Genomic DNA, 20,162 nt, shown 5'->3' on the forward strand with positions numbered 1-20,162 from the left:
GACCTTAATAGAATTAAAGCATGCAGCAACGGCTGCATGCAGGAGAAAAATGATGACTGACTGGACAAATATTTGTTCTCTTGAAGATCTGGTTCCCGATACTGGCGTATGTGCGCTGGTAGAAGGAAAACAAGTAGCGATATTTCGCTTTGGTGATGGCGAGACGGTATACGCAATCAGTAACTACGATCCGTTCGGAAAGGCGAACGTACTGTCGCGCGGAATTCTGGGCTCGATAGGTGAGCGTCCTGTGGTAGCGTCTCCGCTTTATAAGCAGCACTTTGATCTTACTAGTGGCGAGTGCCTGGAAGATGATGCTGTGAAGCTGGAGCACTTCCCAGTGCGCATTGAGAACGGGATTGTACAGGTGAGTTCAGCCGCGTAAGCGGCTTTCTCGCTAATCGGATTGCTATATATCGTTACTAAGGCCATTTATGACCTCTGAAAAATTTAATATCTTCTCGTTCACAGGGAAGATGAAAGTCTTGCACCTGAGCTGGATTGCATTTTTTATTACCTTTGTCGTCTGGTTTAACCACGCGCCATTGTTAATGGCTATTGCAGATAGCCTGGGGCTGGCACCGTCAGAAATTAAGACGCTGCTGATTCTCAATGTTGCGTTAACGATTCCTGCCCGTGTCGTCATAGGAATGCTTACTGACCGGTTTGGGCCCCGGGTTGTATATTCATCTCTGCTGGCAGTGTGTTCAATTCCCTGCTTTATGTTCGCGTTTGCCGATAGCTTTGTGCAAGCCGCTGTAGCCCGTTTTATGTTGGGCTTCATCGGTGCTGGCTTTGTGATCGGCATTCGTATGGTGAGCGAATGGTTTCCTGCAAATGAACTGGGCACAGCCGAGGGCATTTACGGCGGTTGGGGGAACTTCGGTTCCGCAGCAGCAGCTTTCACATTGCCTGCGGTTGCTTTGTGGTTCGGTGGTGAAGACGGCTGGCGTTATGCCATCGCTGTAACGGGGGCGATGAGCCTGCTGTTCAGTGTCGTGTACTACATGAATGTCTCTGATACGCCGAAAGGATCGACTTACTTTAAGCCGAAAAATATTGGTGCGATGGAAGTGACCAGCAAAGGCGATTTCTTCTTCCTGCTGTTCATGAAGATTCCTATGTACGCAGCGCTGGCGCTGTTGACGTGGAAGCTGTCTCCGAACGGTGTTGGTCTTCTGACAGAAACCACGGCGGTCTTCTGTTATGTCGGTCTGGCTCTGCTGTTCATCTACGAGGTAAGCCAGGTTTGGAAGGTGAACAAAGAAATTTTTGAAAAGCCGGTTCCGGAAATGCACCAGTACAAGTTTAAGCAGGTAGCTGTTCTGAACGTACTCTACTTCGCAACCTTCGGTTCTGAACTGGCGGTTGTTTCTATGCTGCCACTTTTCTTTGCTGAAACTTTCACCCTGGACCCTGTTATGGCCGGTATGGTTGCGTCGGCTTACGCCTTCATGAATCTTATGTCCCGTCCGGGCGGCGGCTGGTTGTCTGATAAGTTCGGACGTAAGTCGACCTTGTTGATTCTGACAGCGGGTCTGGCTGTGGGTTATTTTATAATGTCTCTGGTTGATAGCAGCTGGCCACTCTGGCTCGCAGTTGTTGCTGCGATGGCGTGTTCGTTCTTTGTTCAGTCAGGTGAGGGTGCAGTATTCGCTGCAGTGCCTCTGATCAAGCGTCGTCTGACTGGTCAGATTGCGGGTATGACTGGAGCCTACGGCAACGTGGGTGCTGTTACTTATCTGACAGTGCTGTCGTTCGTCGATTATTCTGTCTTCTTTATGGTAATCGCGGCGACCGCCGTAGTAGGCTTTATTACTCTTCTGTTCATGGAAGAACCGAAAGGTCACATTGCTGAAGTCCGTGAAGACGGATCGGTTGAGATGATCAGTGTAAACTGATGGGTCTCGGTTCGGTAAAAAAGTGGCTCCGGCCACTTTTTTTATGGGAGAAAGAAAATGACGCCGCCAGGCAACGAACGTAACCTCGAAGTGACATTTGGAGGTTTTAGCTCTGCTGGGAACAAACCAGAAAATCAGGATGCTTTCGCAGCCTGGCAGCCGTCGACAAACAGTGCCCGTTATAAAGGAATTGCCTGTTGTATTGCAGACGGCGTGAGTTGTAGCGATAACGCCCAACAGGCAAGCACCACCAGTGTTACTCATTTTCTAAATGATTATTACAGCACGCCGGATAGTTGGGATGTAAAAACGGCAGCCGGAAAAGTGCTGAGCTCCCTCAATGCCTGGCTGTATCATCATGGACAGCAAGCGAGTGCGCGGCATAACTCTCTGGTAACAACTCTTAGCTCGGTCGTGCTTAAATCGAGCACTCTTCATGTCTTTCATGTGGGCGACTCGCGTGTATACCGCTTAAGAAACGGTTCTCTGGAATGCCTGACCCGCGATCATACTCATCAACATGGGAATGGTCAGGATTACCTCAGTCGCGCTATGGGCATGGACACTCACCTCGAGGTTGACTACCTGAACCAGCCGCTGGAAAGCGACGATGTTCTCCTTATGACGACAGATGGAGTTCACGGTTTTCTTACAGATAAGCGGATGCGCGACACTCTGATCAAGGAACTGACATCGCAGAGCACACAAATTCATTTCGAGAAATGTGCTCAATCTCTGGTTGATCAGGCGTTGAATAATGGCAGTAACGATAACCTGACCGCCATGATTATCCGGGTCGAAAGTCTGCCTGAAAAGAATATTGAGGAAACTCATCGGGTATTAACTGAGCGCGTTATTCCCCCCGTGTTGAATACCGGAGATTGTATTGATCATTACGAGGTTGAGCAGGTTGTCTATGCAGGAACCCGCAGTCATTTATACCGTGTACTGAACAGACGTAATCAGAAACGTTATGTGCTCAAGGCACCCTCGCTGAACTTTGAGGAAGACCTGGTCTATCTAGAGGGGTTTGTGCGTGAACAGTGGGTGGGGGCACGTGTTGATCATGCGAATGTTATGAAGATTCTACCGCCCGAACCACACGCTCGTTTTATGTATCATATCTGTGAGCTGATTGAAGGAGAGTCCCTGCGTCAGTGGATGAACGATCACCCACAACCGGAGTTAAGCAGTGTACGAAACATTATTGAGCAGATAGTGATGGCCCTGCGGGCGTTTCAACGCATGGGCATGGTACATCGCGATCTGAAACCCGAGAACGTCATGATCACCGCTCAGGGGCAGGTGAAACTGATTGATTTTGGTACGGTGCAAGTGAAGGGCCTGGCAGAAGTTACCAGTCCTGTGGAAGAAGACTGCCCGGTTGGCTCAGTAAATTATATTGCTCCTGAGTACGTTATGTACGGTACGGCGACAACTCAGAGTGATCTGTTCTCACTAGGAGTGATGGTGTATGAGATGCTTTGTGGAGAACAGCCTTTTCGTATGTCTCATATCCACAGAACGGGAGCACGATCTGTTTCCGAGTGGAAGTATCAACCGCTGCGGGAAGTACGCTCTGATATTCCTTTATGGCTGGATCTGGCTATCGAAAAATCTTGCCACCCTGATATTCGCGCCAGACATTCCGCACTGTCCGAATTCTGGACTGATCTGATAAAGCCGAATGAAGCTCTGGTGAGTACGTATTCTGGCAAGCCTCTGATCGAACGTCACGCGGATAAAGTATGGCCAGCAGTATCGGCCATACTTATGCTGGTGGTTATACTTCAGTCCTGGTTGCTATTGTCAGAGTAACCGGGCAGTCTTGAACAGAACCACTGACAAGGAAGGAACGGATGAAACACGAAAAGATGGATTACGTTGAGTTTGCAGCACGTGATCTTGAAGCAACCAAAACGTTTTTTAATCAGGTATTTCACTGGCAGTTCACCGATTATGGTGAGTCGTACACAGCGTTCGACTTTCAGGGGTTAATGGGCGGTTTCTATCAGGCTGAGTTAGCCTCTGACCCCGCCCGAGGTGGTGCATTGCTGGTGTTTTATAGCCGCAATATAGAAAACACCATGAGTAAGGTCAGTGCTGCTGGCGGTGAAATCGTGCGCCCGGTTTTTGAGTTTCCAGGAGGGAAGCGTTTCCATTTCCGTGAGCCCAGTGGGAATGAGTTCGCAGTCTGGTCTGATCACTGATCAGGCTGCGTCGGAACAATACGCTTGCCCGAATATGAGCATGTCGCGATAGTCACTGACGTCTGTTTTTTCTTCCATCATTTGGTAGTACCAATGGCTGTCGGTGACATCTCCTATACATAACGCACCTATGATCCGGTTGGCCTTCAGGATCACTTTCTTGTAGACACCATATTCTCGGTCTTCCAGTACCAGGGCGTCTGCGCCTTCCGGTGTTTCGTACTCACCGATACTATGGATGTCCAGGCCCGATACTTTGAGTTTGGTCAGGTGTGATCGCTCAATGTAACCACTGGCGTTATCTTTGGATGTTAGTTGTCTGACGATGACGTCGGCCTGATCCCAGATAGGTGCTACTAAACCGTAAGTGGTTCCTGAAAACTCACAGCATTCTCCCAGGGCAAAGATGTCGTCAGCAGATGTCTGCATTCTTTCATCGACACAGATACCTCGATTCACGCTGAGTCCTGAGCTATCCGCAAGTTCTTTGTTAGGAAGAATACCCGTTGCAAAGATAACCAGTTGAGTATCGCGTTTTTCGAGAGTATCGGCGGTTGCAAAGGATACTTCGCGGACCCCTGAGTCGTCTGTCAGAACTTCTTCTGGATTTACTCCAGTGATCACTTCAATTCCTCGTTCCTCCAAAGCCCCTTTTAAAAGATCAGACGCTTTTGCATCAAGCTGGCGGTTCATTAAAACAGGATTGCGATGAATCAGAGTGACGTCGATTCCTCGTAGTTTCAGCCCGACGGCAGCTTCTACGCCAAGCAAGCCAGCGCCTATTACGGTTGCATGTTTAAGGCCGTTGAGCTTTTCTTCCATAGCATCAACATCACTCATTGTGCGAAAACCGATGACATCCGGGTGATCTGCACCTTTGACCGGAGGTATAAACGAACGGCTCCCCGTGGCGAATACCAACTTTTCATATGGATAGCTACGACCGCTTTGGGTGGTAACGATTTTTTGTTCTGTATCAACCAGAGTGGCACTGTCACCCAGCTGAATCGATATACGGTAGTTGGAATACCATGCGTCATCATGGGGTGTTATGTTCGCCAGAGTCGTTTCTTTGGCGAGAAGAGGTGAGAGCATAATGCGATTGTAGTGAGGGATCTTTTCATCGCCGAGCACAAGAATCCGGTCGTATGGATGATCTTCAGCAAGCCCCTCCAGTATGCGATTAGCCGCCATACCGTTACCGATAATTACCAGTTGGTTTTCTACTTTCTTGTCTTCACTCTTCACTCGATTCTCCACATCTTTTATAACAGAATAAACGAAAACAGCGGCCATAGGCCGCTGAGTTTCGTTGCGGGGTATCAGAACTTAGCCTGAACCCATGCCCACATTTTAGTGGTATCTACGCCGGTATCACCCGCAGAGTAAAACGCCGCTTTTGCACCTACAGTGAAGGTGTCATCGAGTTTCTTAACTGCCAGCAGGTCCAGTTCGTTACCAAAATCAACGTCATCTTCAACAGAGTTGAAAGTGTGGTAAAAACCAACCAGTTTTACGCCAGCGACTGCACCAGCGGCTTTGACATAAGTATCGCTCAGGCCGTCACCGCTGGTACTTACCGTGGTACTCAGGAACTTATCCGCCCAACCATTAAACTTGTGTTTGGTTGCCAACGGAGTTTCAAATGCTGCATTACCATCATCGCTACCCAGTGTTTCATTACCCAGTGCCAATGTTACGCCAGATACCACGGCGCCACCCTCAAGGGCAAAGTAGTTAGTGTCTGCAGTTTCCGTGCTCTGAGTAGCATACTCGGCCTTATAGATGAGTTTAGTGCCATCCATATCATAGCTACCGTTGTAGCTAAGGCCGAATGTGTCACGTTGACTATTTTCGGTATCATCGTCTTCTAGCAGGTAAGCGTACGCAGTGATTTTACCGGTACCTACTTTATAACCAGCGTTTAGTAAATGGCTTGTCGTATCGGCGTCAAACCTCGGCAAGATACCATTGACCTGATCAATGAAAGAGTAGTGCAAAGAAAGCTCATCTTTAGAATAGGTCAGCGTAACAGCATCAAACGTTTGCTCGTTTGCGCGCCAGCCTACGTTACCAACAAAACGTGCGCCGTCGAGAATAATACGCTGGCGGCCGACGATTGCACCGAATTCGTCTTTTTTGTAGCTGACCTGGGCCCGGTTCCATTCGCGGGTTTCAGGATCTGCAATAGCATCATAGCCTGCCTTTTCGGGAGCGTAATCGTCAATCAGAGGCTGAACAATTTCGTATTCTACAAGAGCCGAGAACCCTTCGTAATTGAGCGTTTCAAAGCCGACTGCAGCGTCAGTAATCAGGCCTGTCGCGGCGTCATTATCAGTCGCATCGTCAGTATCATTGGTCTCGTAACGCACTTTGACATCAGCGTAGGCATTGCCGTACTCAGTTTCATACGCAGATGCACCCAGTGTGGCAGTCCCCAATGCGATCGCCAGTAACGTTTTCTTAGCTTGCATGGCATTCTCCTTTTAATTCGAAGCCTTTTTATCAATAGAGGTTAAGCAACTTCACCGGTCTTTTTGTCGACCTTTTCTTCATTACTATCGTCGGAGTCGGCAGCCTTCTTAGCGGGCGCATCTGTATCCGGCTTTCTCTGTTTTTCATACAGGAAACTCAGAACCTGCTGACGGTACTTGTTGTATTGCGGGTCGTCGGCAAGTTGAATTCGGTTACGTGGGCGTTCAAGTTCTACGTCCATAATTTCGCCTATGGTCGCGGACGGACCATTGGTCATCATCACAATACGATCCGAAAGCAATACTGCCTCGTCGACATCGTGGGTAATCATGATGACGGTGTTGTTCAGGTCTTTCTGAATTTCCATCAGAGAGTCCTGCAGGTGAGCGCGTGTCAGGGCATCAAGTGCGCCGAACGGCTCGTCCATTAACAGAACCTGCGGCTCCATCGATAGTGCACGGGCAATACCAACGCGCTGTTTCATACCACCGGAGATTTCATCGGGGCGTTTGTGCATGGCGTGGCTCATGTGAACCAACTCGAGATTGTGTTCAATCCATTCGCGCATTTCTGCTTTGGATTTCTGGCCTTTAAATACGCGCTTTACTGCCAGTTCGACGTTCTGATAGGCGGTGAGCCAAGGCAGGAGAGAGTGGTTCTGGAAGACAACAGCACGCTCAGGGCCTGGTTCATTCACTTCTTTTCCGCTCAGAACGACGCCGCCCTGAGTCGCCTGATACAGACCAGCCACGATATTCAGTACCGTAGACTTACCGCAGCCAGAGTGACCAATCAGCGAAATGAATTCGCCTTTCTTAATTTTCAGGTTCACATTCTGAAGCGCACAGAAAGGACCTTTCGGTGTTGGAAATTCGATACCAACATCTGATAGTTCGAGTAATGGGTTCATAATGAAACTCCTCTGTCCTTTGTGTACTTATCGTGTAGCTGCTGACTTATCCCACGACACTTTGCGCTGAATCATCAGCATGACGCGGTCAAGTAAGAAGCCAATCAAACCAATGGTGATAACGGCGACCATAATCCGGCCTAAGGAGTCAGAAGAGCCGTTCTGGAATTCGTCCCAGACGAATTTTCCAAGACCTGGGTTCTGCGCAAGCATTTCCGCCGCGATCAGTACCATCCAGGCAATACCCAGAGAAAGACGCAGACCGGTAAATACCATTGGGATAGATGAAGGAAGTACGATCTTACGAACGTGTTCCATATAGCTCAGGCGCAAGACCTGTGACACATTCACGAGATCTTTAGGAATAGATGCGACACCCACTGCGGTATTAATTACCGTTGGCCACAGGCAGCACAGCATGACTGTGATCATGGAAGTCACGAATGATTTCGGCACCATCGGATCGTCTGATACATAGAGAGCAGATACCACCATAGTGACGATAGGGAGCCAGGCTAAAGGTGATACTGGCTTAAAAATCTGGATAACAGGATTGAATGCGCTGTAAAGGTTAGCACTCAGTCCAATAACGATACCAAATGGGATAGCAATCAGTGAGGCAAGAACAAAACCACTTAATACGGTTACCAGGCTGGTTCCAATCTGATCGATGTAGGTTGGCTTACCTGTGTAGTCCCGGATTTTCGGAACGTACGTTGGGTCTTGTTTAACGCGGGCAGCGTTACGTTTTTCCTGACGCTCGTAAAACGCTTCGGCTTTTTCACGTTCAGTGAAGTGTTCAGAGAGCAGACCTTTGGTCTGGGTAACAACGTCACCTGGTCCGGGGAATTGCCCCAGAGATGTATTGATATTACTGGCGGCGGCTTGCCAGATCATCAGAAAAACCAGTAGGCCGGCCAGTGGCAGACCGATAGTTTTAATAATCGTCTGGATATTTCCAGAAACATCTTCACCTTTCGCAATGCTTACAAAGGGTGAAATCCAGGCAATGTTCGACAGCGCAGTAGTCATAAAAACTCCTTCGGTCCGGACCATTGAGTCCGTTGACCCTTTTTAATGGGTGGGTGAGGAAAGCCTCACCCACTTTGTTGCATCAGACCGGATATTCAGATCAGATTTTCTCGGCGCCTTTCAGGCCGATTTCGAACTTCTTGAGGTACTCATTAGGCTTGCTACCGTCGTATACGATATTGTCGATGAAGCCTTTCTGAGCGGGTTTGAAGCCGGTTTCTGTTGCGAAATCCGGGAAGTCTTTCGCATCAAGCTTGCCTTCTTTGATCAGCTCTTTGGCTGCAGAAGCGTAGATGTCTGGGCGATAAACTTTCTTCGCTGTTTCCATGAACCAGTCATCTGATTTTTCTTCAGAAATCTGCCCCCAGCGACGCATTTGAGTGAGGTACCAGATGGCATCCGAGTAGTATGGGTAGGTTGCGTTGTAACGGAAGAACACGTTGAAGTCTGGCACTTCGCGCTTATCGCCTTTCTCGTATTCGAAGGTGCCTGTCATTGAGTTAGCAATAACGTCATAGTCAGCGCCTACGTACTGAGACTTAGACAGAATTTTTACTGCTTCAGGACGGTTCGCGTTGTTGTCAGCATCCAGCCAGGCTGCTGCACGAATCATCGCCTTAACCACTTTCTTATGAGTGATTGGGTATTTGTCTGCCCATTCTTTGCTCACACCAAATACTTTTTCTGGATTGTTTTTCCAGATTTCGTAGTCGGTAATAACGGGTACACCAATACCTTTAAATACGGCTTGCTGGTTCCATGGTTCACCCACGCAGTAACCGTAAATGGTGCCGGCTTCCATCGTTGCAGGCATTTGCGGTGGTGGAGTTACAGAAAGCAGCGCATCAGCATCAATCTGACCCGAGGTATCACCTTTATGCGGTGCGTAGTAACCCGGGTGAATACCGCCCGCAGCCAACCAGTAACGCAGTTCATAGTTGTGTGTTGAAACCGGGAATACCATGCCCATGTTGAATGGCTTACCGTCGGCTTTATATTTCTCAACGACTGGCTTAAGTGCATCTGCTTTAATCGGGTGAACTGGCTTGCCATCTTCGTGCGGGATGTGCTCTTTCATCTGGCTCCAGATATCGTTTGATACCGTGATGCCATTGCCGTTGAGGTCCATGCTGAACGCAGTGATGATGTGTGCCTGCGTACCGAAGCCAATGGTTGCGCCCAGGGGCTGACCAGCAAGCATGTGGGCACCGTCGAGCTGACCATCGATTACGCGGTCGAGCAGGACTTTCCAGTTAGCCTGTGCTTCGAGGGTGACGTACAGACCTTCTTCTTCGAAGTAGCCTTTTTCATAGGCTACAGCCAGAGGAGCCATGTCGGTCAGCTTGATAAAACCGAACTTCAGTTCTTCTTTTTCTGCCCATTCCTCAGCGGATACCAGAGGCGCTGACATGGTTGCCATGCCTGCGGCCAATACCAGTGCGCTTTTCACAAACGTGCGGCGCAGAGTTTTGATTCCTCGCATTTCCTTCCCCTTTTTAAAGCAACAAAAAAAGGCGCTACGACAGCACTGCTATTAGCAGGAGTCGAAAGCGCCTTTGCTTTGTAAATCTTGATTTGAAAATTGCGAACTTCGCCATTGAAGTTCTGAAATGCTTAATACAAGCACCGTGCCAATTAATTTATTAAATTGAAATAATTCCAGAGAAGCCTTGTTTCATGCAGGTTTCAGAGAGGTAAGGATTATATGGTTGTCAGTTTTAAATATGAGGTTGAGAATTATTATTAGATATCTGCGATTACCTTCGGCTTGTTTTGGTGCGGAGCGCTGATGTTTGGTGATACTCTGGTGCAGCTCGTATCGTAATCACTATAACCATTTGTGAAATAAGGAATTTTTATGCTCAACCGCAAGCGCACCGGCCTGATCATTGTGGATGTTCAGGGTAAGTTAGCCCGATTGATGCACGATTCCGAGGCAATGCACGCCTCTCTGAGAACACTGATTTCCGGCATAAAGGCGATTGACCTGCCGATTATCTGGCTTGAGCAGAACCCGGAAAAGCTGGGCGAGACATCATCTGAGTTAACGGAGCTTCTTTCTGGAGAACCCATCTCCAAGTACACCTTCAGTGCCTGTGGTGAACCGCGTTTCGTCGATGCTATTGAAGCGAGTGATGTCCATACCTGGCTGGTCGCGGGCATCGAATCGCATATTTGCGTGTATCAGACCGTACGGGATCTGATTGAGCTTGGGCGTAAAGTTGAGGTCGTTACTGACTGCGTTTCCTCGCGAACACCCGCAAACCGTCAGCTGGGAATTGATCGTATGCTGGATGCCGGTGCTCGCCCAACCAGCGTCGAAATGTGCCTGTTCGAGCTGGTGGGCAGTTGCAAGGTACCGGAGTTTAAAGCCGTATTGGATCAGATTAAGTAATCTCTACCGTAATATGGGCGAGGCCAGACACCTCGCTCAGCCAGCGCTTCACAGTTTATTACATGTCAGGTGTGAGAAAGCACCAACCATACAAGCCATAAAGCCGGTGTGCACATTGGCTCTGGGCTCTGATTTTGAGACAATAGCTGACCATACTCCTCGGTCTTTGCGGTTATCCATGAATCAGCCTTCCAGCCAGACGAACAAGCACTTGTTCTCCAACTATCCATACTGGGCAGAGTGCTTTGGCACCGCGCCGTTTCTGCCTATGTCCAGGGAAGAGATGGATCAGCTTGGCTGGGATTCATGTGACGTTATCCTGGTAACCGGGGACGCGTACGTTGATCACCCCAGTTTTGGTATGGCGGTCATGGGGCGGATGCTGGAATCTCAGGGGTTTCGTGTCGGCATCATTGCTCAGCCTGACTGGAACAACCCCGAAGACTTCACCAGGTTAGGTAAGCCGAATTTCTATTTCGGCATCACCGCGGGAAACATGGACTCCATGATTAACCGCTACACAGCCGACCTGAAAGTTCGCTCAGACGATGCCTACACACCGCATGGCGAGCCGGGTAAGCGACCAGATCGCGCGGTGATCGTCTATTCGCAGAAATGCCGGGAGGCCTATAAAGATGTCCCCATCGTGATTGGTGGCATTGAGGCATCGCTGCGCCGAATTGCTCAATACGACTACTGGACTGATCAGGTTCGTCGCTCGGTGTTGATTGATTCTGGTGCGGACATCCTTTTATATGGCAATGCAGAACGCGCGATTGTCGACCTGACGCATGCGTTAGCTCAGGGGCGGGAAGTCAAAGATCTGACCGATCTCCGGGGTACGACCATCGTCCGTGAAGCAACTCCGGAAGGCTGGGCAGAAGTCGACTCCACACGAATCGACTGGCCAGGGCGTATCGACGAGATACCGAATCCCTATGAGATGAAAGATACAGAGACCATGTCCTGTAGTACCAACGGAGACGGGGAAGAACAGGAAGGCAGCGCAGAAGACAATGATGTGATGCCGGTTAAGATTGTGCCTATGCCACTGCATCGAAAGGCCGATCTTGATCCTGAAACAACGGTCATTCGTCTGCCATCGTTCGAGAAAGTCCGCAACGACAGCGCGCTGTATGCGCATGCATCACGGGTGCTTCATCAGGAGTCGAACCCCTATAACGCACGACCGCTGGTACAGAAACATGGCACCCGTGAAATCTGGGTCAATCCGCCACCGATCCCCCTCGAAACCGACGAGATGGACAGCGTGTTCGGCTTCCAATATCAGCGGGTTCCTCACCCTTCGTATGGTGATGCGAAAATTCCGGCTTACGAAATGATCCGTTTTTCGGTCAATATCATGCGGGGTTGTTTCGGTGGCTGTACCTTCTGCTCAATTACCGAGCACGAGGGGCGGATTATTCAGAGCCGCTCTCAGGAATCGGTGATCAATGAGATTGAAGAAATCCGCGATAAGGTCCCGGGCTTTACCGGCACTATTTCGGATCTCGGCGGCCCGACCGCAAATATGTACCACCTGAACTGTAAGAGCCCTGAAATTCTTAAAAACTGTCGTCGTCTGAGCTGTGTTTTCCCGGGTATCTGCAAAAACCTGAAAACCGACCATAGTGCAACGACTCAGCTTTACCGTGCCGCCCGTGCACTGCCGGGAATCAAGCGAGTAGCGATTGCCTCTGGCCTTCGTTATGACCTGGCAGTCAAAGATCCCGAGTACGTTCGTGAACTGGTGACGCACCACGTTGGTGGCTATCTGAAGATCGCGCCTGAGCACACAGAGATGAACGTGCTTAACAAAATGATGAAGCCGGGCATGGGAACATACGATGCCTTTAAGCGCATGTTCGATAAATTCTCGAAAGAGGCGGGTAAAGAGCAGTACCTGATTCCTTACTTTATTGCGGCGCATCCGGGTACTGAAACCAAAGACATGATGAATCTGGCGCTGTGGCTGAAACGCAACAAGTTCCGGGTCGATCAGGTACAGACTTTCTATCCGTCACCAATGGCACTGGCAACCGCCATGTATCATTCCGAGCGTGATCCGTTGCACCGGATGAGCTACAAATCGAAGAAGATGCATATACCTCGTAAGCTTGAGGAGCGTCGTCTGCAAAAGGCTTTCCTTCGTTATCACGATTCAAGAGGCTGGCCTGCCTTGCGTGAGGAGCTGAAACGCATCGGGCGTACCGATCTTATTGGTAGCGGCCCGAATGCATTGATTCCGGCAGAGGATGAAGTACCTTCCAAGCGTCATCAACGCCCGGGTTTCAAACCAAAGGCGAGTGCTGCGAAACGCAAAGGTGGATCACCAACGAGTTCAACAAAACCCGGTACTGCAAAGAAGGCTGGCCCACGTAAGCGCCGCTGAACTCTGGTGGCTTGCTGACGTCCAACCTGGATATGGACGATATGACACAGCAGTTTACTTCTTACGACGATATGGTCGCGCAGGTTATTGAGACCTGCGGGCCGGACATTCGCCTGGCTACTATTCTGGGGCTAGGCAAACCCAACCGTTTAATCAACGCGCTGTACGATACGGTGAAAGATCGCAGTGATTTATCACTGACTATTTTCACCGCACTTTCTCTTAACCCTCCTGAGCCTGCCTCCGATCTTGAATCCCGATTTCTGACTCCCTTTGTCGAAAGGTTGTATGGCAAGGATTTCCCGCGGCTGAAGTACGCTGACGATATGAAGGCCGGTAAGTTGCCTGGGAACATTCACGTTGAGGAGTTTTACACTCAGCCCGGCAGCTATGTGAAATCCGCGCAAGGGCAACAGAATTACAACAGCCTTAATTACACAGAAGTGGCGGATGCTTTATCGACCAAAGGGATAAACGTTGTTTTTCAGCGAGTATCAGCTAACGACAGTGGAGAATATTCGCTCTCGTCGAATACAGATTTGACACAGGACGTGCTTGATCGAATACAGCAGGCAGGGCAACCCCGACCTTTCTGTGTCGGTGAAGTTGATCACAACCTTCCGTGGGTCGGTGGCAAGGCCGTCATGCCTTCTCAGTTTTTCGACGCTATCGTCAATGTTACAAGTACCAATGACCAGTTGTTTGCTTTGCCTCGTCAGCCGGTCAGTGACAGTGATTTTGCCATAGGCTTTTATGCGTCATTACTGGTAAAAGACGGAGGTACCCTACAGGTGGGGATTGGGGCATTAGCCGATGCCCTTTGCTACGCACTGGTCCTCCGACATACGGACAATGCACTTTATCGTAAGATTATTAACGCGCTGAACCCGGATGTTCTGGCGTCTGATCTGGTGCGGGAGTACGGGGGATACGAGCCTTTCGAAACCGGAGTATACGGTTGTAGCGAAATGGTGAACGAAGGGTTCAGGGTGCTCGTCGAGCAAGGCATTATGAAGCGGCGCGTGGTTGATGACCTGGCTCTGATGCGCAAACTTAATGCTGGGCAACTGTCCGCAGCGGAGCAGGAAACTGTTGAGTCTGAAGGTAAATACCTTCGTGGTGGATTTTATCTTGGCTCGCCGGAGTTTTATCAATGGATTGAAGAACAGGGCGCGCAACCGAATACATTAGAGATGGATCGCATTGGCCGCATTAACTCTGTCACCGGGCCGGACTATGAGCTTGAGGTTGAACAGAGGCGTCATGCGCGATTTATGAATATTTGTATGATGGCAACGCCGCTCGGTGGAGCTGCTTCTGAGACATTGCCTGATGGTCGCGTCGTCTCAGGCGTTGGTGGACAATATAATTTCGTATCCATGGCGGCGGATTTACCGGAAGCGCGTTCAGTGCTGATGTTACATGCTGCTCGCGGCGATAAGCAGGAAAGTAATGTCCGCTGGAACTTATCCAACCTGACGATACCTCGCCATCTTCGCGATATTTATGTGACCGAATACGGCATTGCCGATCTGCGTTTTGCGTCCGACGAAGAATGTATTCAGCGAATGCTCAGCGTATCGGCGTCGGGCTCAGTCACGAGTCTGAAAGAGCAGGCTGTTGCCGCCGGTAAATTGAAGGCTTCTTTTTATATCAGTACGATTAAACAGAAAAATTCACCGGAAATTCTGGGAAAAAGACTCGCAGAGTTTCGTCGCAATGGTAGCCTGATCGACTACCCACTTGGCAGTGACTTTACCCCGGTCGAGCAGAAACTGGTCACAGCCTTGCAGATATTGAGGCGAAGCACGTCGACCACAGCCGGTAAGTTACAGCTGATATATCGAGCCCTGACAACCCAGCTCCCGGATTACGAAGAAGAAGTATCGCGAATGTCGCTCAGTGAGGCTACGTCGCTCAAGGAAAAATTAACCGCCAGGTTGTTACGTTATGCATTATTCTCAAGCGAGTAGCAACAATATAAATGTCATCTGTGCAATGCATCATTGCATGAAGATAGGGCAGCCTCAGGAGACGGCGAGTGGCGGATAATCTCGATATAACCTCAGTACTGACGACACTGCGTGAGGATACCGACGATGAGCGTATTTCGCTGGGGGATATTGTCAGTTCGCTGGAAGGGCGGGGCTTTGGTCCGCTACTGATGGCTCCGGCACTGATAGCATTTTTACCCAGTGGTGCCATACCCGGTATACCGAGTTTGTGTGGGATTCTTATTGCCCTTATTGCAGTACAGAAAGTATTTGGAAAAAGTCATCCCTGGATTCCATCCCGTTTACGCAAAGCAGACTTCGACCGGGAACGCTTCAGTGAGGGCGTTGATCAGATCACTCCAGTGACCAAGCGAATTGACCGCTTGTTCAAGCCACGGCTGACGTTTTTATTCGGCCCTGTCATCAGTCGCTTAATCGCAGCGCTGTGCGTTATGTTTGGCTTGTTAATGATACCGCTTGAACTCATCCCTATGGCTGCAGCAATCCCTGCACTTGCGATTATTTTCGCTGCCATCGGCTTGAGTACCCGCGATGGGATTATGTTGGTTCTTGCACTGGTTCTTTTCTCTGTAGCCGGTTATTGGGCCGGTACTGAATTTGGCTTTCTTTGAGTCTGGCTCTAAGCTCGGAACAGCGCGAGAGGTCTGAGTAGAGTCGGGCGATAACTTAATACCTGGCCAACGATAAAAGCAGCAGTTGCGCTTAGCATGGCCCAGACAAGCACTGCCATTGAGGCGTGGTCAGCCTGAAGGCACGCCAGACCAGACAGCATGACGCAAAACCAGCCCAGGCTTCTGAGAATACGCGAGGCGGGCTTTCCGTCCGTCACCTGCTTCCAGTGTGACTTGAGAGACAGCGCGAACCAGCTCATTGCCAGCAGCATCAGTACAAAGGCGATTGTTAACCATGCTGCCTCATTCATAAGCGGTTTCTCCTGTAGCTATCTCTTCTTGTCCGGCTTCCTGTTTGCTTTGTGTTTCATTCATTGCGGACATCTTTTTTACTGTCAGTAGAGCGATGAGGCTTCCCGCTAGCAGGCTGAGGTCGACACCCGCGACTGCCCAGTAGGGATCTGTAAAGATTGTTTTAATTAAATGGTCTCCGGTACTGATCCAGTTCGCGATGACCGCGACAACCCCCAGGAGGGCAATTAGCATCGTCTGCTCTTTCCAGGCGGGATTACTTTTCGCCAGAGCAACAGGAGCACTACGCCATGCTGCGTGCAGGAACGACAGAGCCCACACAGACCAGAAGACAATTTTCTCTATCTCACCTTTGCCTTCCGTTGCGGCAGGAATAAAGCGGTTGGCGGTCAGCATTGCGATTGCAGCGATGACCATGCCGGTCACTGTGGTCACTGCAAATGCGTCGACAACTCTGCTTCCCTGAGAACCTGCTTTGGCATGCTGCTGCTTGCGCTTTTCGACAAAGAACATAAACCCAGTAGCAATACATGCACAGCCGAGCAGGCCTCCAATAACGTAGAGCCAGCGTAGGAACCAGTGCTCAAAATGCTGGAGGTGCAGGCCGGCGAGAAAATCGCCAATGGCTTCGGCAAGACTGTGAGGGGGATCTTCGCGGAGCACTTCCCCCGTGACGCCATTAAAGTGGATACCTTCACCCACGAGAGCAACGCGATCGCTACCCGCACGATAAATGCTGACATAAGCATTCTGGTCACCGACATGGTGCATCTGCAGGAAGCCGACTTCGCCAGCCATGTCCCTTGCTGCCCAGCGACGTTTCGCTTCTGCGACCATCGCATCGACAGAGGCCATGGGTGCAGTAACGCCGGCGCGTTTATGAGGTAACCCCATTTCCTGTGCTTCGATTTCCTGCTGGGCGCTGTGCAAGGGTTCCAGCATGGTGTTAGTGACGGGCATATAGTAAAAGGCGACGAAGATAATCAGGCCAGTAAACGCAAAAAAGAAGTGAAATGGCAGCGCCACCACGCCGGTCATATTGTGCATGTCGAGAATACTGCGCTGCTTACTTTTATGGCGGCGGAAGGTAAACAATTCGCGGAAAATCTTACGGTGTATCCATACACCAGAAATAAGCGCAACCAGCATAAAGAAACCGGCAATGCCCACAATAAAAAAGCCGAGGAAGTTCCAGTTAATATTCAGGCTATAGTGCAGTGGATAGAACCATTCACTCCCGATTTTAAGGTGATGATCCGGGACACTGGCGCCAGTACGAGGATCGATCGTGGTATTGCCATGGATATGGTTGTGACCTTCAGTGTCGGCAGGAAAGGGAACCCGGAAACCCGCACCCATACGTAAGACAGGGTCGCGATGGGTGGTATACGCCCAATACTCATCCGCCGGTAGTTCCAGTCGCGGCGTCATCTCGCCAGCGCTGGCATCATGGTATTTCGGCATCATGCGATTGTATTCTGCTTCATCCGGTTCGATGCGCTCGAACACACCCATCAGCAGGTTGTCGAAAGACGGCATAGGTTGCGGATCAAAGCGGGTCTCAGGGATGGCCCAACGATCAATCTCCCGGTCGAATACAGACAGGGCACCAAAGAAAAAACAGACCATCAGGACGAAACCAAGAATCAGGCCAAGCCAGGTATGCAACCAGGCCATACCCTGGCGAGTGCTATTGAATTGCATGGTCAACCTCCCTGAGTCAGTAGAACGGATTGCAACCAGATTGATATGCCTGTCATAGCAACGCCTCCGCCGTAGGCAATGGCATGCGTCAGCAAGGTTTTCCGGTTCAGAAACAGCCAGAAGAACACGAGCAGGAAGACAGGGAAGGCCAGAAGAAATGCAGTGTGCTCTGCGGTATGAAAGCCCCAGCCAAGGGCGACCGTTGCGGTGACCGTCAGGGCAACGAAGCCCCAGGTGAACAGGTAGCCACCAATGAAGGCAGTAAGAACCGGGCCAAGCGACCTGCGGGTGAAACTTAAAAGAGTCGACATAAATCCTACACGATTGTGGGTATGGCATTTCGCTTGTGATAGTACAAGAGATAATGGTTCGCATTCAATTGTTATCGTGAAACTCATCGGCCAGTAGTAAGGTCATTGTCAGGTGTTGTGTTTTGGCAACGGGGAGTGTGGTATTTGTGGCCTGAAAGAACATATCGGGCCGGGGTGCTGCTATTCTGAGGAGTAAGTCGACAGGAGACGTATTTATGCGAGTTGGCGTACCAAAAGAAATAAAGAATCACGAGTATCGGGCAGGGTTGACGCCCGACAGCGTCAGAGAGCTGGTACATCGGGGACATGATGTCTTTGTTGAAACGGGCACCGGAGAGGCGATAGGTTTCACCGACGATCTCTACCTGAACAGTGGCGCTGAAGTAGTCAGCAGTGCTGCCGAATTATTCGATGTTGCTGAACTCATCATTAAGGTGAAAGAGCCGCAGGCGTCTGAAGTAGAATTACTTACGTCCAAGCACACTTTATTCACATATCTCCATCTGGCACCTGACCATGACTTAACTGACTCGCTTATTGCGTCTGGCGCTACCTGTATCGCATACGAGACAGTCACAGACGAGCAAGGGCGATTACCTCTGTTAGCACCTATGTCCGAGATAGCCGGGCGTATGGCTGTTCAGGCAGGGGCTCATAGCCTTGAGATGGCCGCTGGTGGGCGGGGAGTGCTGCTGTCAGGTGCTGCTGGGGTGCCAGCGGCTGAAGTGATTATTCTGGGCGGCGGCGTGGTCGGGAGCAATGCGCTTGCCGTCGCTGTGGGTATGGGGGCTCGTGTCACAGTGCTGGATACATCGATGAATCGGTTGCGTGAACTCGACTCTCACTATGGCAACAGAATAAATACCGTGTACTCAACGAGAACAGCGCTGGACGAACACCTGGCTCGTGCTGATCTGGTCGTCGGTGCGGTTCTTCTTCCCGGGGCTTCAGCGCCCAAGCTGATTAAGCATAGCCACCTGCATTCCATGAAGCTTGGCTCTGTTATTGTGGATGTGGCTATCGATCAGGGTGGATGTGCTGAAACCTCGCGTCCTACAACTCACGAATCACCTGTATTCATTGAAGAGAGCGTTGTTCACTACTGTGTAGCCAATATGCCCGGCGCCGTTGCCCGCACGTCCACCCTTGCGCTGAATAACGCAACGCTGCCGTTTATTTTTGCGTTGGCCAATCATGGTGTGAAAGAGGCGCTGGTTGCAGATACTAACCTTTTAAATGGCTTGAATGTTTATCGAGGAGAGCTTGTCAGCCCTGAGGTTGCGGCGAGTCAGAATCGATCTTTCACAGATCGCCTGAGACTACTGTCGAGAAGTTGAGAGTAATTGATCTAATGATTTTTGAAAAATTACAGATGTCGGAACTTTGCAGCCTCGCCTTGGTCATTTAATGTAAGCTCAATAAATAAAAGCTTATGGAGATGATTATGAAACGTATTACATTCGCAATGCTCACTCTGATGTTTGGTCTGGTACTGGCAGGGTGTGAACAGGCCAAAGAAACGGCGGATACAGCCAAAGCCGAAGCCGAAGAAATGGCCGAAGCGGCAGGTGACAAAGCGGAAGACGCGATGCGCGCGGCGGAGGATGCTGCAGAAGAAGCCGCTGCTGCAGTCGAAAATACCTTTACCGATAAATCAGCTGCCGAAAAAGCAGCGGATAAAGTCTCTTCTGCCGCAGAGGATGCTGGTGAAGCAACGGAAGATGCTGCTGAAGATGTAGCAGATGAGATTGACGATGCTGCGACCGCAGCTGCTGAGTAACAGTTTCGATGCGGTGAAGTGAAGCGATTACGATAAAATAGCAGTTAGTTTTGCTTCACAGAAAAGGCCACTCTTCGGAGTGGCTTTTTTCGGCTAGGACGTTTTATACCTTTT

At 50.1% G+C, this 20,162-nt stretch carries 18 protein-coding genes; 10 read left to right on the forward strand and 8 right to left on the reverse strand.

Annotated elements, in window-relative coordinates:
- The first annotated feature begins 52 nt into the window (after positions 1-52).
- Genes nirD through B3007_RS04595 form a run of 4 tightly spaced genes read left to right on the forward strand, consistent with a single transcriptional unit; the run spans position 53 to position 4,111 of the window.
- Complete coding sequence (gene nirD / locus B3007_RS04580) at positions 53-385, forward strand: nitrite reductase small subunit NirD (protein ID WP_301378498.1); 333 nt, start codon at positions 53-55, stop codon at positions 383-385.
- Positions 386-434: 49 nt separating this feature from the next.
- Positions 435-1,901 (forward strand): NarK family nitrate/nitrite MFS transporter, encoded by a 1,467-nt coding sequence (locus B3007_RS04585; RefSeq protein ID WP_301378500.1) that lies wholly within the window; start codon positions 435-437, stop codon positions 1,899-1,901.
- Between the two features lie 57 nt (positions 1,902-1,958).
- Positions 1,959-3,719, forward strand: coding sequence for a bifunctional protein-serine/threonine kinase/phosphatase (locus B3007_RS04590; RefSeq protein ID WP_301378502.1), 1,761 nt, complete (start codon positions 1,959-1,961; stop codon positions 3,717-3,719).
- 41 nt (positions 3,720-3,760) lie between these two features.
- Positions 3,761-4,111, forward strand: coding sequence for a VOC family protein (locus tag B3007_RS04595; protein ID WP_301180994.1), 351 nt, complete (start codon positions 3,761-3,763; stop codon positions 4,109-4,111).
- Here B3007_RS04595 and B3007_RS04600 read toward each other — a convergent pair whose 3' ends face one another.
- The 5 genes from B3007_RS04600 to B3007_RS04620 all read right to left on the reverse strand — a co-directional run bounded on the left by B3007_RS04600 (position 4,112) and on the right by B3007_RS04620 (position 9,948).
- On the reverse strand, positions 4,112-5,359 hold the full coding sequence (locus B3007_RS04600; protein WP_301180993.1) for an NAD(P)/FAD-dependent oxidoreductase: 1,248 nt from the start codon (positions 5,357-5,359) through the stop codon (positions 4,112-4,114).
- Between the two features lie 74 nt (positions 5,360-5,433).
- A complete protein-coding gene (locus tag B3007_RS04605) occupies positions 5,434-6,585 on the reverse strand; it encodes an alginate export family protein (protein ID WP_301378504.1) in 1,152 nt (383 codons plus the stop codon).
- 41 nt (positions 6,586-6,626) lie between these two features.
- Positions 6,627-7,496 carry an ABC transporter ATP-binding protein gene (locus B3007_RS04610; RefSeq protein ID WP_301378506.1) on the reverse strand — a complete coding sequence of 290 codons (870 nt, stop codon included), beginning with the start codon at positions 7,494-7,496 and terminating at the stop codon, positions 6,627-6,629.
- Positions 7,497-7,523: 27 nt separating this feature from the next.
- A complete protein-coding gene (locus B3007_RS04615) occupies positions 7,524-8,528 on the reverse strand; it encodes an ABC transporter permease (RefSeq protein ID WP_301378508.1) in 1,005 nt (334 codons plus the stop codon).
- Between the two features lie 100 nt (positions 8,529-8,628).
- Positions 8,629-9,948, reverse strand: a complete 1,320-nt coding sequence (locus B3007_RS04620) for a CmpA/NrtA family ABC transporter substrate-binding protein (protein ID WP_297533090.1) — start codon at positions 9,946-9,948, stop codon at positions 8,629-8,631.
- 438 nt (positions 9,949-10,386) lie between these two features.
- Between B3007_RS04620 and B3007_RS04625 the strand changes: the two genes are divergently transcribed.
- The 4 genes from B3007_RS04625 to B3007_RS04640 all read left to right on the forward strand — a co-directional run bounded on the left by B3007_RS04625 (position 10,387) and on the right by B3007_RS04640 (position 15,941).
- A complete protein-coding gene (locus B3007_RS04625; protein ID WP_068436317.1) occupies positions 10,387-10,923 on the forward strand; it encodes a hydrolase in 537 nt (178 codons plus the stop codon).
- 178 nt (positions 10,924-11,101) lie between these two features.
- On the forward strand, positions 11,102-13,315 hold the full coding sequence (locus B3007_RS04630) for a YgiQ family radical SAM protein (RefSeq protein ID WP_068437709.1): 2,214 nt from the start codon (positions 11,102-11,104) through the stop codon (positions 13,313-13,315).
- A 41-nt stretch (positions 13,316-13,356) separates the two neighbouring features.
- Positions 13,357-15,288, forward strand: a complete 1,932-nt coding sequence (locus B3007_RS04635) for an acetyl-CoA hydrolase/transferase C-terminal domain-containing protein (protein WP_068437789.1) — start codon at positions 13,357-13,359, stop codon at positions 15,286-15,288.
- 68 nt (positions 15,289-15,356) lie between these two features.
- On the forward strand, positions 15,357-15,941 hold the full coding sequence (locus tag B3007_RS04640) for an exopolysaccharide biosynthesis protein (protein ID WP_068437712.1): 585 nt from the start codon (positions 15,357-15,359) through the stop codon (positions 15,939-15,941).
- Between the two features lie 8 nt (positions 15,942-15,949).
- On the opposite strand, the gene B3007_RS04645 is transcribed toward B3007_RS04640, so the two are convergent.
- Genes B3007_RS04645 through B3007_RS04655 form a run of 3 tightly spaced genes read right to left on the reverse strand, consistent with a single transcriptional unit; the run spans position 15,950 to position 18,268 of the window.
- Positions 15,950-16,252 carry a DUF3325 family protein gene (locus B3007_RS04645; protein ID WP_068437715.1) on the reverse strand — a complete coding sequence of 101 codons (303 nt, stop codon included), beginning with the start codon at positions 16,250-16,252 and terminating at the stop codon, positions 15,950-15,952.
- Positions 16,245-17,957: a PepSY-associated TM helix domain-containing protein gene (locus tag B3007_RS04650; protein WP_297532993.1), complete on the reverse strand. Its 1,713-nt coding sequence runs from the start codon at positions 17,955-17,957 to the stop codon at positions 16,245-16,247. The genes B3007_RS04645 and B3007_RS04650 overlap by 8 nt, the downstream gene beginning before the upstream one ends.
- Before the next feature lie 2 nt (positions 17,958-17,959).
- On the reverse strand, positions 17,960-18,268 hold the full coding sequence (locus tag B3007_RS04655) for an iron uptake protein (protein WP_297532994.1): 309 nt from the start codon (positions 18,266-18,268) through the stop codon (positions 17,960-17,962).
- Positions 18,269-18,483: 215 nt separating this feature from the next.
- Between B3007_RS04655 and ald the strand changes: the two genes are divergently transcribed.
- Both ald and B3007_RS04665 read left to right on the forward strand, forming a co-directional pair.
- The gene (ald, locus tag B3007_RS04660) at positions 18,484-19,605 is read left to right on the forward strand and encodes an alanine dehydrogenase (protein ID WP_301378515.1); all 1,122 of its coding nucleotides are present in this window, start codon (positions 18,484-18,486) and stop codon (positions 19,603-19,605) included.
- A 107-nt stretch (positions 19,606-19,712) separates the two neighbouring features.
- Complete coding sequence (locus B3007_RS04665) at positions 19,713-20,048, forward strand: hypothetical protein (protein ID WP_084188678.1); 336 nt, start codon at positions 19,713-19,715, stop codon at positions 20,046-20,048.
- The last annotated feature ends 114 nt before the right edge of the window (positions 20,049-20,162 follow it).

It is taken from the genome of Thalassolituus sp. UBA675 (genome assembly GCF_002297765.1).
Classification (GTDB): Bacteria; Pseudomonadota; Gammaproteobacteria; order Pseudomonadales; family Oceanobacteraceae; genus Thalassolituus.